Source organism: Janthinobacterium sp. GW456P (genome assembly GCF_002127655.1).
GTDB lineage: Bacteria > Pseudomonadota > Gammaproteobacteria > Burkholderiales > Burkholderiaceae_D > Janthinobacterium.
This window is the reverse complement of sequence record NZ_NEHB01000022.1, coordinates 22,406-39,917: the sequence shown is the minus strand read 5'-3', so window position 1 is coordinate 39,917 and position 17,512 is coordinate 22,406. Positions and strand designations below refer to the sequence as shown.

Sequence of the window (17,512 nt, the reverse complement as noted above, 5' to 3'; positions counted from 1 at the left end):
ATGCAACTCGCGAATCTGAAAATCTCCGTACGCCTGGGTCTGTTGGGCGCCTTCTTCTTTCTTGCGCTGGTGTTCGTCGGCGCGCGCGGCTGGAGCGCGCTCGACGCGGCCAGTGCGCGCGGCAACGAAGCCATGCAGCGCTCCGTGGCCCTGACGCAAGCCGTCGACGCGGCGCGCAGCGCGCAGGTGGAATTCAAGATCCAGGTGCAGGAATGGAAAAACATCCTGCTGCGCGGCGGCGACGCGGCCGCCTTCCAGCGCTACCGCGAAGCGTTCGTCGCCAGCGGCGCGCAGACGCGCAAGGAATTGAAAAGCCTGCAGGCCATGATGGGGGCGTTGAAACTCGATACGGCGCCCGTGGAGCGTGCGCTGCAGGCGCACGATGCGCTGGGCGTGAGCTACCTGGCGGCGCTGCAAAAGTATGATGGCGCGCGCGCCGACAGCGCCCAGACGGTCGATGCGCTGGTCAAGGGCATGGACCGCGAACCGACGCGCCAGATCGACGCCATCGTCGCGGCCATCGGCAAGCAGTCGCACAGCCTGATGGCGCAGATGAAGGAGCAGGATGACGCCGCGCACCGCAGCGCCAGCATCGTCATGCTGGCCACGGTGCTGGTGACCCTGGTGGTCGGCAGCATCACCGTGTGGTGGCTGATCCGCAGCATCACGGTGCCGCTGGGCGCGGCCGTCGGCATCGCCCAGCAAGTGGCGGCCGGCGACCTGCGCGCCGTGGTGGCCGACGGCAGCCGCGATGAAATCGGCGACCTGCTGCGTGCTTTAAAAGCGATGAGCGGCAACCTGGCCGCCATCGTCGGCAGGGTGCGCGCCGGCACGGACGCCATCGCCATGGCGTCCGGCGAAATCGCCAGCGGCAATATGGACCTGTCCTCGCGCACGGAGGAGCAGGCCAGTTCGCTGGAAGAGACGGCCGCCTCGATGATCGAGCTGACCACCACCGTGCGGCAGAATAACGACAACGCCGACCAGGCGCGCCAGCTGGCCGGCGGCGCGTCCGACGTGGCGCAGCGGGGCGGCGCAGCCGTGGCGCAGGTGGTGCAGACCATGAACCATATCAATGCCTCCTCGAAGCGCATCGTCGACATCATCGGCGTCATCGACGGCATCGCTTTCCAGACGAATATCCTGGCCCTGAATGCGGCCGTGGAAGCGGCGCGCGCGGGCGAGCAGGGACGCGGCTTTGCCGTCGTGGCCAGCGAAGTGCGCAGCCTGGCGCACCGCTCGGCCGCGGCGGCCATGGAAATCAAGCAGCTGATCGGCGAATCCGTGCGCACGGTGGAAGAGGGCAGCGTGCTGGCCGGCCAGGCGGGGCACACGATGGATGAGGTGGTGAGCAGCGTGCAGCGCGTGAACGCCATCATCGGCGAGATCGCCGTGGCCAGTGTGGAACAGCGCGACGGCATCGAGCAGATCAGCATCGCCATCAGCCAGATGGATGGCGTGACGCAGCAGAACGCGGCCCTGGTGGAGCAGGCCGCCGCCGCTGCGGACGCGCTGCAGCAGCAGGCGGCCAGCCTGGCCGACGCCGTCAGCATCTTCAAGCTGCACGGCACGCCCGGCGTGGCCGCACCGGCGGGCGCCGCCCTGGCCCGCACGCTGTCGCTGGCCTGAAGCAGGCATGCCCTGCGCCGCTTGATGCCAGTCAAGCGGCGCCCGATCAGGCAAATATCGCGCCGAAATTCTTATATTATTTCCTTTCAGCATGTATCTGCGCCCGGCCGCATGGCGCGCGTTGCAAAGGAAAACCATGTCCCGTACTTTCCGCCTGCCGGGTGACGCATGACGGCGCTGCTGCTGGCGCTGTGCCTGTGCCTGGCCGTGACGCTGAGCGTGCTGCTGGCCAGCCAGTGGCAGGCGGCGCGCATGTGGCGCATGCGCCATGCGACCGGCGCGGTGCTGCAGGCGGCGCAGGCGCAGCGCATGGCGGATGCGCTGGCGCTGCTCCATGCATTACCGGCGGCCATCGTCGGCACCGATCACGACGGCGTGGTGCAGTACCTGAATCCCCGTGCCAGCGCGATGGGGGGCTTGCTGGGCGACGATGGCCTGGGCCAGCCCGTGACCGCGCTGCTGCCGCTGTTCCATGACGGCACGCCCATCGATGCGGCGCGCCAGGTACGCGATTGCGTGGCGCGCCAGGAGGTGCTGGAGGTGGCGCGCGGCGCCGTGCTGCTGCGCCATCTTGACGGCAAGCGCATCGACGTGCAGTACAGCTGCGCGCCGCTGGCGCAGGGCGGCGCGGTGCTGCTGCTGCACGACGTGTCGGCCCGCCGACGCGCCGAGCAGCAGCTGGAATTCATCGCCCACCACGACGGCTTGACGGGGCTGCCGAACCGTTTGCATTTCCAGATCCGCTTCGAGCACGGCATCGCCTACGCGCGCCGGCACCAGGGTTTGCTGGCCGTGCTGTTCGTCGACATCGACCGTTTCAAATCCATCAACGACAGCCTGGGGCACGACGTGGGCGACCAGGTGCTGACGGAGTTCGCGCGCCGGGTGCAGCAGTGCGTGCGCAAGGTCGATACGGTGGCGCGCCAGGGCGGCGACGAATTCATCATCCTGCTGACGGAACTGCGCACGGCGCACGATGCCGAACGGGTGGCTGAAAAAATCGTCGCCGCCATCGCCGCGCCCTTCGTCATCGGCGAGTACAGCCTGTCGGTGGCGGCCAGCGTGGGCGTGGCCCTGTACCCGGACGACGACGATGATGTCAATGCGCTCATCGAAAAGGCCGACCTGGCCATGTATGCGGCCAAGCGCCACGCGCCCGGTACCTGTCTGCGCTACGCCGCGCGCATGCAGACGCAAACGTATTCGCGCACCATCCTCGAGACGGCCCTGCGCCATGCGCTCGAACGCGATGAATTCGTCCTGTTCTACCAGCCGCGCATGGACTTGAAGACGCGCAGGATCACGGGCGTGAAGGCGCTGCTGCGCTGGAAACATCCGGAACTGGGCTTGATGATGCCGCTCGACTTTTTGCCGGTGCTGGAGGAAAGTGCCTTGATCCTGCCAGTGGGGGCGTGGGTGATGGCCACGGCGGTGGAACAGGCGCGCGGCTGGATCGCGCAGGGGCAGATGCTGACGGTGTCCGTCAGCCTGTCGGCGCGCCAGTTCTACCAGCGCGATATCGCGCGCCATTTCGCCGCCGCGCTGGAGGCGGCCGGCGTGCCGGGCCATTGCATCGAGCTGGAAATCGCCGCCGGCATCCTGATCGACAGCAACCAGAACTGCGAGCTGATACTGCGCCAGTTCCGCCAGCTGGGCATGGCGATTGCCATCAGCGATTTCGGCACGGGCGACGCTTCGCTCACTTACCTGAAACGCTTTCCCACAGACGCCGTGAAGATCGAAAAGTGCTTCGTCGACGACCTGGGCAAGCCGGGCGGCGACGGCGCCATGGTGCGCGCCATCGTGGCGATGGCGCGCACGCTGGGGTTGCGCAGCATCGCTGGCGGCGTGGAAAGCGGCGAGCAGCTGGAACTGCTGGCCGAGATGGGCTGCGACGAGGCGTTCGGCTATTTTCTGGGCCGCGCCATGGCGCCCGAGGGGATCGAGGTGCTGCTCAAGGCGCCTAGCCAGGCGTGACGGACAGCGCGGCCAGCAGCACTGCTGACAGCACGGCCGCGCCGCCGATGACGCGCGCCAGGCGCATGGCATGGTGCGGCGCATACGGCAGCAGCCAGATCAGCAGCAAGCCGCAGCCCGTCAGGCTGCCGACCCAGTAGACGAGACCATAGCCGCCGCCGGCGATGTGCATGGCCCAGGCCAGGGCCGCTGCCAACGCCAGCCATCCGGCCCACTGCAGGCGGCGGCGCAGCGGGGCGGGCGGTTCGGCGCCGCGCCCGTGCAAATCGGCGTAATGGCGGTCCATCGCCAGGCACAGCGAAGACAGGCCCGCGTAGCACAAGGCGAAGACAAGGAAGTTCGACAGCAGCTCCATCACGCGGCCTCCATCGTCTGCGCCGGTTTTACCGCATCCGTTGCCTTGTGTGCCTTGGCCGCCTTCACGGGCAGCGGTTTCAATTTGAACGCCGCATACGCGAGGCCCAGGCCCAGCACCAGCACGACCAGGTCGAAGGCGGCCACCGCCACGGGGCCGCGCCCCAGGAACAGGGTCACGCCCAGGTGCGAATGGGTGGTGAAGACGTTTAGCACGGGCAAGGATGCCAGCAGGAAGGCGCCAGCGGCCAGCTGCATGCGCCACATGGCGCGCGACGGGCGCAGCTGGGCGATGATGGCGGCCAGGGCCCAGGCGCCGAAGAAGCAGGCGATTTCCTCTTTCGGGCGCTCCTCCATCGCCGCCGGCAGCAGGCGGTTGGCCCAGAAGTAGGCGCCGAAGGCGATCGGGATGCCGGCGATGGCGCCGATGTTGAGCGCTTCCACCAGGCGCAGGCCGAAGCTGGCGCGCTTGCCGGCGGCCAGCGCCTTGGCCTGCTTCTGGCGCGTCTTGACGGCCCACAGCAGGGCGCCTGTGGCGACCATGGCGCAGCCGGCCAGGCCGGAGAGGAAGAACAGTGCGCGCAGCAGCGGGCCGCCGAAATGCGCGACGTGCAGGCCGACCATCACGCCGTGCGTGGCGGCTGCACCGGGCTGCGCCTCGCCGTCGGTCGACAGCAGTTTGCCGGACACGCCGTCGAATTCCATCGACGGCTGCTTCGATGACATATCGCGTCCGCCCGCGCGCGTCAGCGTGATGGTGGCGTTGGCGTCGCCCGGATGGTTGACCGAGATGCGCTCGACCTTGCCGCCCCACTGCTGTTCCGCCTGGCGCACGAGGGGCGCGATCGGCGTCAGCGGCGCGGCCACGCCGGCCGGCTTGCTGTCGCCCGAGCGGCCGGGAAAGGCTTCGGCGAAGAAGGCATCCTGGTCGCCCTTGTAGGCGGCCGTGACGCCGGAAGGCATGTACAGGAACATCAGGGTGACCAGGCCCGTGTAGGTGATCATGATGTGGTAGGGCAGGGCCAGCACGGCCGTCACATTGTGCGCGTCCAGCCACGAGCGCTGGCCCTTTTTCGGCCGGAAGGTAAACAAGTCCTTGAAGATGCGCTTGTGCGTGACGATGCCGCTGATGATGGAGACGAACATGAACATGGCGCAGAAACCCACGATCCAGCGGGCCCAGATGGCCGGCATGTAGTGCAGGTCGAAGTGCAGGCGGTAGAGGAATTCGCCGCCCCGCGTCTCGCGCGGCTTGGACAGCACCTGGCCCGTGGCCGGATCGGCTTTTTCGCTATGAAAATTGCCGCGCCGTCCGCGTTTCTTTTCGCCCGGTTGCGACGGCTTGCTCCAGCCCAGCTGCGTGGTGGGGCTGCGCTCGCCGGGCAGGCTGATGAACCAGCGCGTGGCGCCCGTGGCGCGCTCCTGCATCGCCTGTTGCGCGACGGTGGCCGCTTCCTCGGTGCTCACCTGGCTGGCGGCGGCGCCGTGCAGCTCGGGCTGCATCCATAAGGTGATTTCATTGCGGTAGTAGCTGGCCGTGCCGGCGCAAAACACCAGCAATAAAATCCAGCAGACGAGCAGGCCGGACCAGGTGTGCAGCCATGCCATCGACTGGCGGAAACCTTCTTTCATGCGAGACTCCAGGAGAGTGCGCCCATCGACTGCAGGATGGCGGCGATGACGGCGGCCGGAATCAGGAGACCCAGCCACGCGCGCAGGGCGCTGCGCGTGGCGAAGACCCACAGCACGGCGCAGGTGTAGACGGCAAACGACAGCAGGGTGGCCGTCATGACGGCTTCGGAACGGGCCATGGGCAGCGTCACCGACAGCAGCATGGTGACCAGGGCGGCCAGCACGTAGCCGCCGACGATGGCGGCCACGCTGCGCGACGCCACGCCGAGGCGGTACATGACCGCGGCGGAGAGCCGCAGGCGCGGCATTTTAATGATGGCTGGCGCTTGCATGGTCAGTCGTGATCCTTGCTGGGTGGCAGGGCCGGGCCGGCAGGCAGCGGCGCCACGCCTTGCGGCTGCACCAGGCTCAGGGTGGTCACGAACATGGCCTTGTCATACGCTTGCGCGCCGCGCTGTCCGGCCGTCTTGTCCGTGTGCTGCACTTCCAGCACATACGTGCCTTTCCATGGCAGCGCGAAGCTGACCAGGCCTTGCGCATCGCTCCACGCTTCCTTGCCCCAGCCCGACTGCACCACGGCGTTGACCTTGGCCTGCGCCAGCGGCTTGCCCTGGTAGCTGACCTGGAACTGGCCCGGCGTACCGGTCGGCACCAGGTCGAGGGTCAGCGCGGGTGCTTGCGCCTTGCCGTCGGCGATCAGGCGCGCGGCCGGCACCCACACGGTGCGCGTGGTCTTGCCATCCTTTTTCTCTTCCCACGACGGGTAGGCGTTTTCCTCGACGATGATGCTTTCGCCGGCGCCCACCTTGCCATTCAGGAGGAAAGCGCCGGCCGTCTTGCTCGCCTGCAGCGGCTGCGCGCCCTTGGCTGACAGCCACGTCACGTTCTTGATGCTGAACTTGTCCAGCAGGCCGGGCGACGCTTCGCGCAGGTTGTCGCCGAATTCGCCGAAGTACACGCTGGCCGCCTTGCCGTCCTGCTGCAGCCAGATCTGGTGCGCGCTGGCGCTGCCGCAGGCGAGGGCCGCGCCCAGCAGGGCGGTGGCGAGGGCGCCGGGGCGCGCGATGGAAGTGATGTGCATGGTGTATCCCTTATCTTGTTATATGAGTGGAAAAAGCGGCCGGCGGTGCATCAGTACTGGTAGCGCAGGTTCAGCGCCACGCCGTCGATCTGGTAATTGCCGATGGAAAAGCCGCGCGCTGAAAAACTCGTGCGTTCGCTATCGTTTTCCTGCACCGTCACGCCCGTCGACTGCACCAGCACCTCGGCCAGGCTGTTCAAGCCCATGTCGTCCATGCGCTGGCGCGTCACCACGGAGATCGATTGCGGCGTTTCGCGCATCGACAGGCCCATGCGCGTGCCCGTGGCCATCTGTCTGGTGGTGTAGGAGCCCGTGTGCTCCGTCGAGGCCTGGTCTTGCTGGCCCGGCACCTTGATTTCGCTCAGGGTGGCTTCCTCCGGCTTGGCGCTCGTATCGGCGGCCAGGGCCGTGCCTGCGCCCAGCGCCGCCGCCAGCAATGCCGCCTGCTCGGCGGCGGCCAGCGGACGCAGGGCGGTATTGCCAACGGTTGGGGAAAACGGGCTGGCCACCATGCCGGCCAGCGAAACTGCTCGCGCCATGAAACATCCTTCTTCTCGTCTGCCCGCCGTCGCACGGCGGGCGTTTTTGGTAGGGGAGGCTTGCTTGGCGGTGTTGCCTGGCTGGCGCAGCGTGTCATCCAGCCATATGGCAGTCAGGCGACTGCGTGCAGACTCTGGCGAGTCCAAATGTGAATGAGAACTATTCTTATTATAGTGCGCAGTTGTGAGACATGCAAGAGTGCGATGTTGTAAACACGCGCGGCCGCCCCGGTACTGGCGGCGGCCGTGGCGCGCGATGCTGGCTGCGCGGGTGCTTACAGCGCCGGCGTGTAGCGCACGGTGAGGATGATGTTGCGCGGTTCGCCGAAGTAATTACCACGGCGCAATTCGCCCGTGGCGGCCCAGTAGGTCTTGTCCGTCAGGTTGGCGATACTGAGGCTGGCGCTCCAGTGGCGGTTGAAGATGTACGCGGCGCGTGCATCCCAGAGCGTGCGCCCGCCGTTGCGGAAACGCACGTCGGGATTGTCATCGGCCCGGTAGACATAGCCGCTTTGCGCCGAGACGCCGCCGCCGATGGTCCAGTGGTTCCACGCGCCGGGCAGGCGGTAGCTGGTCGATACGCGCAGCATGTGCTTGGGCGTGACGGTGGGCGGCGTTTCGTCGCCTTCGCCGCGCGCGATATTGTAGGTGTAGCCGGACGACAGCTGCCAGCCCGGCAGCACTTCGCCGCTGGCGTCCGCGTCGATGCCCGTGCTGCGGATGGGGCGGCCATTGCGGTAGCAGCTGCCCGTCACGTCCCACTTCAGGCAATCGTCGTTGCTGGCCTCGTCGTACACGGCCGTGTCGCGCTTGTCGATGCGGAAGGCGGCCAGCGCCACGTTCAGGCGGCCGTCGTACAGCTCGCCCTTCACGCCCGCTTCATAGGTATCGCCCACCACCGGTTTCAACGGTTGTCCGCCCAGGGTGTAGTACAGGCTTTGCGGCTGGAAGATGCTGGCGTAGCTGCCGTATACGGACCAGCGCTTGTCGAGGTCGAGCACCAGGCCCGCGTACGGCGTGAATTCGCGGCTTTCCTTGTAGCGGCTGACAGGGTCGGTCGCCAGCTTGCCCGTGGTCTGCTTGTCGAACCAGCTCAGGCGGCCGCCCAGCAGCAGGTGCAGGTCCGGGCGCAGTTCCCAGCGCGTGCTGGCGTAGGCGCCGTAGTGCTGCTCGTTCAGGTGCGGCAGCGAGTCCCAGGCCGGATGCGGGGGACGGGCAAGCAGCGTATTGTTCGGATGGAAGACGTCGAAGGGCAGGCCGGGCGAGGCCGAGGCCGCGTGATCGTCGGTCACGGCGCGCGAGGCATTCATGCCCAGCAGTACCTCATGCCTGCCGCCCCAGGCCTGGAAGCTGCCGCCGACGTTGGCGTCCAGGCCCGTGCTGACGATATCCTGCTTGCGGTAATTGACCGTGTACAGGCGCGCCCCTTGCTGCGTGGCGGGAGCTATGCTGCCGCGCACGATGGCCGCCTGCTGGTCGAATGCGCCCATGGTGCGGTTGATGGCGACCTTGGCCTTCCAGTCGCCGCCAAAACGGTGCTCGAGATCGGCGAACAGTTCGCCGATGGTGGCGTCGTGGCGGTTCCAGTCTTGCGCCAGCGAGGTCGAGCGCCGCACCGGCAAGGTCGCGCCGTCGCTGTAGCGGGGCAGGCCGAACAGCCAGTAGCCGTCCGTCACCGTGTGCTGGCGGCGCGCGCCGACGCGCACGGTGGTGGCGGCGTCGAGGTCCGCCTCGACGATGCCGTAAAACAGGGGCATGCGGCTGTGCGCCGCGTCATAGAAATAATCGCGGTCTTCATAGGCGACCAGCGCGCGTCCGCGCACCGTGCCGGCCGCGTTCAGCGGCGCGCCTGCGTCGAGTTCGATGCGGCGCTGCTTCCAGCTGCCCACGGTGGCCGTCACATCCGCGTGCGCTTCGGCGCGCGGGCGCTTGCGCACCAGGTTGGCCACGCCGCCCGGCGTGCCGGCGCCGACGATCAGGCCGGCCGAACCGCGCAGGATTTCCACGCGGTCATACACGGCCATGTCGGGGATCAGCCAGCCCGTGGCATTGTCGGAAATGCCGGGCATGCCATCGATCAGGTAAGACAGGGCATTGCCGCGCGACAGGAATTCATGCGAGCCGAAGCTGCGGTTCATGCGCGTCAGGCCCGTGCTTTGTTCCAGCACCTGGTCCAAGGTGAACAGATTCTTGTCATCCATCTGCTGGCGCGTGACGACGGACACCGATTGCGGCGTGTCGCGCAGCGAGCGTTCCGCGCCCGCCAGGGTCACGGCGCGCGTCGTGTAGGCGCCCGTGCCTTCGCTGGTGGCCGTGCGTTCGCCATTGGCCGTCACGGTGATTTCCGACAGCATCGCCGTTTCGCCCGTGGCCTTGGGCGCCGCCTTGATGATGACGGCATTGCCGTCGATCGACGCCTGCAGCCCGCTGCCGGCCAGCAGACGATCGAGGCTGTCGCGCACGCTCAAGGTGGCGTTGATGGCGGGCGCCGTCTTGCCGGCCACCAGGTCGGGCGAAAACAGCAGTTGCAGATTGGCTTGCCGCGCCAGTTCATTCAGGGCTTGCCCCAGCGGCTGGGCGGCGATGGCCAGTTTCACGGTGGGCACGGCTTGCGCCTGCGCCACGTTGAACGTGCCCAGGGCCAGCATGGCGGCCAGGGCGAGGGGGGCGGGTTGCAGATTGAAGCGGGGGGACCACATGCAGCACTCTCCAGGTTATTTGTTGTCGATTCACCTGGTAGACGCGGCGGCAGATAAAACCCTCACCTGCGGATGCGATTTATTTTCATTTATTTTGTTGCAGATGCATGGCGGGCGCCTGCGTAGGCATGTTTGCCGCCATGCGGATCTCGTTGGCGCTGCCGCTGTGCACGATCTGCACGGGCAGCAGCTGGGGCAGGGCGGCGGCGAAGCGGTCGAGCTGGGTCAGGCTGAAGCTGCCGCCGATGCGCAGGCGCGCCACGGCCGGATCACGCACGAGCAGGCCCGTGTCGCCATAGCGCTCGAATTCGGCCAGCGCGGCGCCCAGCGGGACGTTGTCGAAGGTGATCCTGCCGTCGCGCCACGGCGCCACGCTGCCGGGGGCCAGGCTGGCGACGGCCGACAGGCGGCCGCCGGCGTCGGCCGTGACGCCCTGGCCGGCCGTCAGGTCGACCCGATCTTGCCGCGCGCCCGCCACGCGCACGTGGCCATGCTGCACGGCCACGCGCAGCTGGCCGTCCTGGGTCAGGGTGTTGCGCACGGAAAACTGCGTGCCCACCACCGTGACCGTCAAAGGACCGCTGAGCACGTCGAACGCCTGTCCTTGCTTCGCTTGCACCTGGAACAGCGCTGCACCCTGCGCCAGGCGCACTTCGCGGCGCTGGCGGTACACGGTGACGTGCAGCTGCGTGGCCGTGTCGAGCTGCAGCTTGCTGCCGTCGGGCAGGGCGACGGCCAGGCGCTGGCCGCGCGCCGTGGCGTACGACTGGCTGAAAGTGGGTTGCTGCCACCACTGGTAGCCGCCCGCGCCCACGCCGAGCAGCAGCATGGCGGCGGCCGCATACGGCAGGCTGCGCAGCCAGTGCCGGCGAGGAGCGAACACTGGCGCAGGGGAAGCCTGGGGCACCGTCCAGCGCGCGGCGACGTGCGCGGGAATCCGGCGCACGGCGCGGTGCGTGTCCTTGAGCTGCGCATACGCTTGGGCGTGACGCGCATCGGCCGCCAGCCAGGCGGCAAACTCGGCCTGGCCATCCGGCTGGCCGCGCCGGCTGAACCAGTGGGCCGCCGCGAGCGCTACCGGGTCTTGTGTGGCGGCAAAAGCGGCGTGTTCGCGCGAGTCCGCCTCGTCCTGGGCGGAGGAGCCGACATCATGGCGGGGCGGGCGGGCGGTCATGGGCGCCATTATGTGGCTTTGCGCAAAGAATGCAACTGTGCCTGGCAACTGAGCATGCCGCGCGCGATATGCTTTTCCACCATGCTCACGGATATGCCCATGCGCGCGGCGATCTGCGCGTGCGGCAATTCCTCGAACACGTGCAGCACGAAGGCATCGCGGCAGCGGGGCGGCAAGGCGTCGATGGCGGCCACGCAGGCTTGCCAGTCCTGGCTGCTTTCGAACGCCTGTTCCGGCTGCAAATGCAGCGGCCCTGCCGGATGCGCCGCTTCCGGCAGGGCGTCAAGTTCCTCGTGCTGGCGCAGGGCGGCGCGGCGGTGCTGGTCGATCATCAGGTTGCGCGCCGTGCGGTACAGCAGCGCGCGCGGTTCGCGCACGGCCTGTTCGCCCAGCACGCGCGCGTAGCTTTCCTGCACCAAGTCCAAGGCAGCCTCGCGGTTGCGCAAGCTGCGCCAGCAAAAGTTCAACAGTTCTTGGTAATAGCGTGCAACCACGGCGTCCGATGTATGAGTCCGCAGCCAGGAATGCCGCATATGAGAATGATTCTCATTATACGATATGCCGGGATACGGCGTTAAGCGGCTTGCCGCACCGTGGCAGGCGTACAACGCTTTGCCCGGCGGCCGGCATCGGATAACATGGGAAGTTAACAGGGAGATAACATGGCGATTCAAATTATCAACACGGCGCCGGCAGCCGGCCAGCGGCCCGGCACCTCGGGCTTGCGCAAGAAGGTGGCGGTCTTCAGCGCCCCGCAATACCTGGAAAACTTCGTGCAAAGCGTGTTCGACACGCTCGGCGACTGCCGCGGCCAGACCCTGGTGCTGGGTGGCGACGGGCGTTACTACAACCGCGCGGCCATCCAGACGGTGCTGCGCATGGCGGCCGCGCACGGCTACGCGCGCGTGCTGCTGGGACAGGGCGGCATCCTGTCGACGCCGGCCGTCAGCTGCGTGATCCGCAAGCATGGCGCCAGCGGCGGCATCATCCTGTCGGCCAGCCATAATCCGGGCGGCCCCGATGGCGATTTCGGCATCAAGTACAACATCTCCAATGGCGGCCCGGCGCCCGAAAAGGTCACCGAAGCCATCTACGCCCGTACGCAAACCATCACCGAATACCGCATCAGCGACGCGGCCGACATCGACCTCGACGCCTTGGGCACCGTGCGCATCGAGCAGATGACGGTCGAAGTGATCGATCCCGTTCTCGATTACGCTGAACTGATGCAGCAGCTGTTCGACTTCGACGCGATCCGCGCCCTGTTCGCGGGCGGCCTGCGCATCTGCTTTGACGGCATGCATGCCGTTTCCGGCCCGTATGCGACGGCCATCCTGGAAGGCATGCTGGGCGCGGCCAAGGGCAGCGTCATCAACGGCGTGCCGCTGGAAGACTTCGGCGGCGGCCATCCCGACCCGAATCCCGTCAATGCGCAGGAATTGATCGCCGTCATGGCGGCCGATGATGCCCCTGATTTTGGCGCCGCCTCGGACGGCGACGGCGACCGCAACATGATCGTCGGCCGGCGCTTCGACGTCACGCCGTCGGACAGCCTGGCCATCCTGGCGGCCAACGCCAGCGTGGCGCCCGGCTACCGCGGCGGCTTGAAGGGCATCGCCCGCTCGATGCCGACGTCGGGCGCGGCCGACCGGGTCGCAGCCGCGCTGGGCATCCCGTGCCACGAGACGCCGACAGGCTGGAAATTCTTCGGCACCCTGCTCGACGCGGGCATGGCCACCCTGTGCGGCGAGGAAAGCTACGGCACCGGCTCGAACCACGTGCGCGAAAAGGACGGCCTGTGGGCCGTGCTGTTCTGGCTCAACCTGCTGGCGGAGAAAAAACAATCGGTGGAAGACATCGTGCGCGCGCACTGGGCAACCTATGGCCGCAACTACTATTCGCGCCACGACTATGAAGACATCGACAGTGCCGGCGCGCAGCAGCTGATGGACGCCGTGCGGAGCCAGCTGGCCGCCTTGCCGGGCCAGCAGTTCGAGGGCTGCACGGTGGCGCTGGCGGACGATTTCAGCTACACCGATCCCGTCGACGGCTCGGTGGCCACGCAGCAGGGCATCCGCATCATCATGACGGACGGCGCGCGCATCGTGCTGCGCCTGTCCGGCACGGGCACCGAGGGCGCCACCCTGCGTTTGTACCTGGAGCGCTATGAGGCCGATCCGACGCAGCACGCCATCCCGACCCAGCAGGCGCTGGCGGGATTGATCGCCGTGGCCGAGCAAGTGGCGCAGATCCGCGCGCGCACGGGGCGCGATGCGCCGACGGTGACGACGTAACAAAAAAGGGCGCTGTCGGGCGCCCTTTTTACGTCAGATCAAACCGGCATCATGCTTTTGCCGGGATGGCCGTCTGGCGGTAGTTGTCGACCATCTTGTAGCGCTTCGCATACAGGCCGAAAGCCAGCATGGCCACGGCGGCAAAGGCGGCGAAGAAGAACATCTGGAAGGCCGTCACGCTGATGCCGCTCTCGGCGATCTTGCCGATCACGCCTTCGTTCATGACGCTGCGGTTGACGATCAGCACCCACAGGTTGCCCACCGTGGTCGACAGATTCCAGAAGCTCATGATGGCGCCCTTCATCGACACGGGCGCCTGGCTGTACGCAAACTCCAGGCCCGTGGCCGAGACCAGCACTTCGCCGAAGGTCAGCAGCGCATACGGCAGGATCTGCCACATGATGGAGACGGCATTGCCGCTGTCGAGGGCCAGCTGCAGCAGGCCGATGACGATCCACGCCAGCGAGGAAAAACCGATGCCGGCCGTCATGCGGCGCAGGGCCGTCGCTTCCAGGCCGAAGCGGTTCAGCATCGGGTACAGCACCAGGTTGTTGAACGGGATCAAGAGCATCACCAGCATCGGGTTCAGCGCCTGCATCTGCGCCGGCAGGAACCAGCTCGGTTTTTCCATGGTGTTCGCCTGCACGATCCAGGTCGAGGCCTTCTGGTCGAACAGCGAGAAGAACGGCGTGACGAGGGCGAAGATGACGAGGATGCGCAGCACGGCGCGCACGCCTTCGACGGCTTCGTCCGGGTGGATGCCGCGCGCGCGTTCCAGCTGCATGGCCGTGCCGATGCTGCCGAAGGCCAGCAGCAAGACCAGCGCCGTACACGCGGAAATCACGAAGCCCCATTCGGGAATGCTGTAGAACGCATACAGGGCGCCGATCACGCCGACGTAGGCGACGTACAGGCCGGGACGCGAACCGCCGTCGACGCGCGCCAGCAGGGCCGTGCGGGCCACGCGGGTGAACGAATCGGGATTCGGCGGCGCTGGCGGCACGTGCACGTATTTCTTGGCGCCCATCCAGAAGACGATGGTGGCGGCCAGCATCATCAGGCCGGGGATGCCGAAGGCGATCGACGGGCCGAAGTCGCGCAGGAACATCGGCATCAGCAGCGAGGCGAAGAAGGAGCCGAAGTTGATGATCCAGTAGAACAGGTCGAACACCAGCTTGGCCTTGTGCTTGTTGGTCTGGTCGAACTGATCGCCGACGAACGAGGCGACGAGCGGCTTGATGCCGCCGGAACCGAAGGCGATCAGGAACAGGCCGAAATAGAAGCCGTTGACGCTGTTTTCAAACAGGGCCAGGCAGGCATGGCCCGCGCAATACACGAGGCTGAGCCAGAAGATGGTGTTGTACTTGCCGAAGAAGCGGTCGGCCAGCCAGCCGCCCAGCAGCGGGAAGAAATACACGCCGATGACGAAGGTGTGGAACACGTGCTTGGCTTCGCCCGTGCGCTGGTCGATCGGGATCATCAGCAGCAGTGTGCTGATGAGGAATGGCGTCAGGATGTTGCGCATGCCATAAAAGCTGAAGCGTTCGCAGCCTTCGTTGGCGATGATGTACGGTATTTGCCGCGGCATTTTGCCCGTGGCGGTGTGTGTCTCGGCCGATGACATTGGCTCTCCCCCAAGTTTTTTTTGTAAGCCGCGATGCTAAGGCCTGCCGCGTTTGCTTGCAACAGAAAAAACGGCCTGTCCGCTATTTCGCAGGGATTTGTAAGGTATTGATTTTCATAAAGACATTACTTTCGGCACTTGCACGGGCCGGGCGCGGCAGCGACAGCTGCAGTTGCAGCATGCCGTCCGATGCGGGGCCGTCCGCCAGGGTAAAGCCGCAGCCCAGGTACAAGGTCAATGCCGCGTGGTTGTCCTGCGCCACGGCCAGGCGCACGCGGCCCAGTTCGGGAATGGCGCAGGCATGGGCGAGGGCGGCCTGCACGAGTTGCCGTGCCGCGCCGCGCCCGCGCGCCTGCGGCGCCACGTACACGCCCCACAGGCTGGCCTTGTCATGCACGACGGCGATCAGTTCGCGGCGCAGGCCGGCAATGCCGATCAATTGTTCCCCGTCGAAAGCGCCAAATATTATTTGGCAAGGAGTGGCGCGCAAGCGCTCGGCTATCCGTGCCAGCGGCAAGCCGCTCTCCGCCGCGTACGTGGTGCAGAAGGCGGCGGGCAGCTCGGCGATGCCGGCCAGGCGCAGCGCGCGGTAGCCGCTGGCGTCGTCTGGCATGAGGGGGCGGACGGTGGTGGCGGGCATGTGGGCGAGTATCGGGCTTCGATGCCAGAAAGTAAACCTTGCGTTGCAATGACTTCGGACATAAGATATATCTTATTGCGATATATCTTAAGGAATCATCATGTTCCATCTTCTGCGCGGGATGCACCCCGTGCGCGCGACAGCCCACAGCCAGGGCGATGCGCCCGGCAGCCCTGTTGCCCGCGGGCCGAAAATGTTTGACGCGGGCACCTTGCGCTATCTGGTGCTGCAATTGATCGCCGACAAGCCGCGCCACGGCTACGACATCATCAAGGCCATCGAACAGCGTGCCGGCGGCGCATATGCGCCGAGTCCCGGCGCCATCTATCCGCTCATGCACGGCCTAGTGGGACACGGTTACGTGGCCGTCAGTCTCGATGGCAACAAGAAGCTGCACAGCATCACGCCCGAGGGACTGGCTTTCCTGGCGGCGAACCGCGCCTATGTCGACGCGATTGCCGCCAGGGTCGATGCGCCGGCCGGCGCGGACGACGATTTGCGCCACCTGATGCACGAACTGAAGGCGGCCGTGCTGGCGCGCGGGCGCGCGGGCGATGCGGATGCCGTGCGCCTGGACGCCATCCGCGCCATCCTGCGCCAGGCCCGCAGCGCTGTCGAGGCGCTGGCATGACGGCCGCGCCTGTTCCCGTGCTGACCGCGGCGCGCGAGCGCGCGATGCTGTGGCTGCTTGCGCTGACGCAATTTACCGTCATCATGGATTTCATGGTGATGATGCCGCTGGCGCCCCAGCTGATGCAGGCTTTCCACATCGGCCCGGCCGCCGTCTCGGGCGCCGTTTCCGCCTATGCCTGGTGCGCGGGGCTGTCCGGCTTGCTGGCGGCCACGTATATCGACCGCTTCGACCGCAAGAAGCTGCTGCTGACCATGTTTTGCCTGTTCACCCTGTCGAACCTGGCTTGCGCGCTGGCGCCGAACTTCCATGTGCTGCTGTGGTCGCGCGCGTTTGCGGGGCTGACGGGTGGCGTGCTGGGCGCCATGGTCATGGCCATCATCGGCGACGTGATTCCTTCCGAGCGGCGCGGCGCGGCCACCGGCATCGTCATGACCTCATTTGCCATGGCGGCCGTGGGCGGCGTGCCCATCGGCGTGGTGCTGGCTGCGCACTTTGGCTGGGCTTCGCCGTTTTTCCTGCTGGTCGTGCTGTCGCTGCTGGTCTGGCTGGGCGCGGCGCGCGTGCTGCCGTCGCTGACGGCGCACATGGGCGCCGCTGCCACGCCGCTGCGCCAGGTGCTGCCGAACCTGCTGGCGCTGTTCCGCGAGCGGCGCCACCTGAAAGCGTTCTCCTTGTCGATTGTCAACATGACGGCCGGCATGCTGGTCATTCCCTTCATTTCGCCCGTGCTGGTGGGCAATATGGGGCTGGCGCCGGCCGACGTCACCTGGGTTTACCTGGCAGGCGGCTGCGCCACGATCTTCACGGCGCGCCTGATCGGCCGCTGGGCGGACCGGGCCGGCAAGCAGCAGGTGTACCGCTGGGTCTCCCTGCTGTCGATTGCGCCGCTGCTGTTCATGACGCACTTGCCCCAGCTGCCGCTGCTGGGGCTGATGCTGGCGTTTCCCTTCTTTATGGCCTTGGTGTCGGGCCGCATGGTGCCGCTGCAGGCGCTGCTGACGACCATCCCGGAACCGCACAAGCGCGGTGCTTTCCTCAGCGCCAATTCGGCCTTGCAAAGCTTAGGCAGCGGCCTGGGCGCCTGGCTGGGCGGCCTGACCCTGCAGACGGACGCGGCCGGGCACATCAGCGGCTATGGCATCAATGGCTGGCTGGCGGCGGGCTTGTCGCTGTGGACGGTGTGGTGGGTGGCGCGCGTGGGCGGCGCGGCGCGGCAGGGGGCGCCGGCGTAGGGG

Annotated in this window: 15 protein-coding genes; 5 read left to right on the top strand and 10 right to left on the bottom strand. The window is 67.0% G+C overall.

Translation table 11 applies throughout. From position 1 onward, the window contains the following. Entirely contained in the window at positions 1-1,629 is a 1,629-nt protein-coding gene (locus CBW66_RS19415) for a methyl-accepting chemotaxis protein (RefSeq protein WP_086138938.1), read from the top strand. Positions 1,630-1,797: 168 nt separating this feature from the next. Continuing rightward, positions 1,798-3,606, top strand: a complete 1,809-nt coding sequence (locus tag CBW66_RS19410; RefSeq protein ID WP_086138937.1) for a bifunctional diguanylate cyclase/phosphodiesterase — start codon at positions 1,798-1,800, stop codon at positions 3,604-3,606. Here CBW66_RS19410 and CBW66_RS19405 read toward each other — a convergent pair. The 8 genes from CBW66_RS19405 to CBW66_RS19370 form a co-directional block, all read right to left on the bottom strand. After that, on the bottom strand, positions 3,593-3,961 hold the full coding sequence (locus CBW66_RS19405; protein ID WP_086138936.1) for a DUF3325 domain-containing protein: 369 nt from the start codon (positions 3,959-3,961) through the stop codon (positions 3,593-3,595). The two genes, CBW66_RS19410 and CBW66_RS19405, sit on opposite strands and share 14 nt — an antisense overlap. Beyond that, positions 3,961-5,592 (bottom strand): PepSY domain-containing protein, encoded by a 1,632-nt coding sequence (locus CBW66_RS19400; RefSeq protein WP_086138935.1) that lies wholly within the window; start codon positions 5,590-5,592, stop codon positions 3,961-3,963. The genes CBW66_RS19405 and CBW66_RS19400 overlap by 1 nt, the downstream gene beginning before the upstream one ends. Further along, positions 5,589-5,924 (bottom strand): DUF3649 domain-containing protein, encoded by a 336-nt coding sequence (locus tag CBW66_RS19395; protein ID WP_086138934.1) that lies wholly within the window; start codon positions 5,922-5,924, stop codon positions 5,589-5,591. Before CBW66_RS19395 ends, CBW66_RS19400 begins: the two co-directional genes overlap by 4 nt. A gap of 2 nt (positions 5,925-5,926) precedes the next feature. After that, the gene (locus CBW66_RS19390) at positions 5,927-6,673 is read right to left on the bottom strand and encodes a DUF4198 domain-containing protein (protein WP_086138933.1); all 747 of its coding nucleotides are present in this window, start codon (positions 6,671-6,673) and stop codon (positions 5,927-5,929) included. Positions 6,674-6,723: 50 nt separating this feature from the next. Further along, complete coding sequence (locus CBW66_RS19385) at positions 6,724-7,212, bottom strand: TonB-dependent receptor plug domain-containing protein (RefSeq protein WP_086138932.1); 489 nt, start codon at positions 7,210-7,212, stop codon at positions 6,724-6,726. Positions 7,213-7,487: 275 nt separating this feature from the next. After that, positions 7,488-9,911 carry a TonB-dependent receptor gene (locus CBW66_RS19380; protein WP_086138931.1) on the bottom strand — a complete coding sequence of 808 codons (2,424 nt, stop codon included), beginning with the start codon at positions 9,909-9,911 and terminating at the stop codon, positions 7,488-7,490. Positions 9,912-9,996: 85 nt separating this feature from the next. Next, positions 9,997-11,085, bottom strand: coding sequence for a FecR domain-containing protein (locus CBW66_RS19375; protein ID WP_170933048.1), 1,089 nt, complete (start codon positions 11,083-11,085; stop codon positions 9,997-9,999). An 8-nt stretch (positions 11,086-11,093) separates the two neighbouring features. Continuing rightward, complete coding sequence (locus CBW66_RS19370; RefSeq protein WP_170933047.1) at positions 11,094-11,579, bottom strand: sigma-70 family RNA polymerase sigma factor; 486 nt, start codon at positions 11,577-11,579, stop codon at positions 11,094-11,096. Positions 11,580-11,747: 168 nt separating this feature from the next. Here CBW66_RS19370 and CBW66_RS19365 point away from each other — a divergent pair, with 168 nt between their 5' ends. Then, positions 11,748-13,379, top strand: a complete 1,632-nt coding sequence (locus CBW66_RS19365) for an alpha-D-glucose phosphate-specific phosphoglucomutase (RefSeq protein ID WP_086138928.1) — start codon at positions 11,748-11,750, stop codon at positions 13,377-13,379. A 49-nt stretch (positions 13,380-13,428) separates the two neighbouring features. Here the strand turns inward: CBW66_RS19365 and CBW66_RS19360 are convergent, their stop codons facing one another. Then, complete coding sequence (locus tag CBW66_RS19360) at positions 13,429-14,967, bottom strand: oligopeptide:H+ symporter (protein WP_205701197.1); 1,539 nt, start codon at positions 14,965-14,967, stop codon at positions 13,429-13,431. Between the two features lie 118 nt (positions 14,968-15,085). Next, positions 15,086-15,643 (bottom strand): GNAT family N-acetyltransferase, encoded by a 558-nt coding sequence (locus CBW66_RS19355; protein ID WP_086138926.1) that lies wholly within the window; start codon positions 15,641-15,643, stop codon positions 15,086-15,088. A gap of 100 nt (positions 15,644-15,743) precedes the next feature. Here CBW66_RS19355 and CBW66_RS19350 point away from each other — a divergent pair, with 100 nt between their 5' ends. After that, entirely contained in the window at positions 15,744-16,274 is a 531-nt protein-coding gene (locus tag CBW66_RS19350; protein ID WP_230492053.1) for a PadR family transcriptional regulator, read from the top strand. Continuing rightward, complete coding sequence (locus CBW66_RS19345; protein ID WP_086138925.1) at positions 16,271-17,509, top strand: MFS transporter; 1,239 nt, start codon at positions 16,271-16,273, stop codon at positions 17,507-17,509. Before CBW66_RS19350 ends, CBW66_RS19345 begins: the two co-directional genes overlap by 4 nt. The last annotated feature ends 3 nt before the right edge of the window (positions 17,510-17,512 follow it).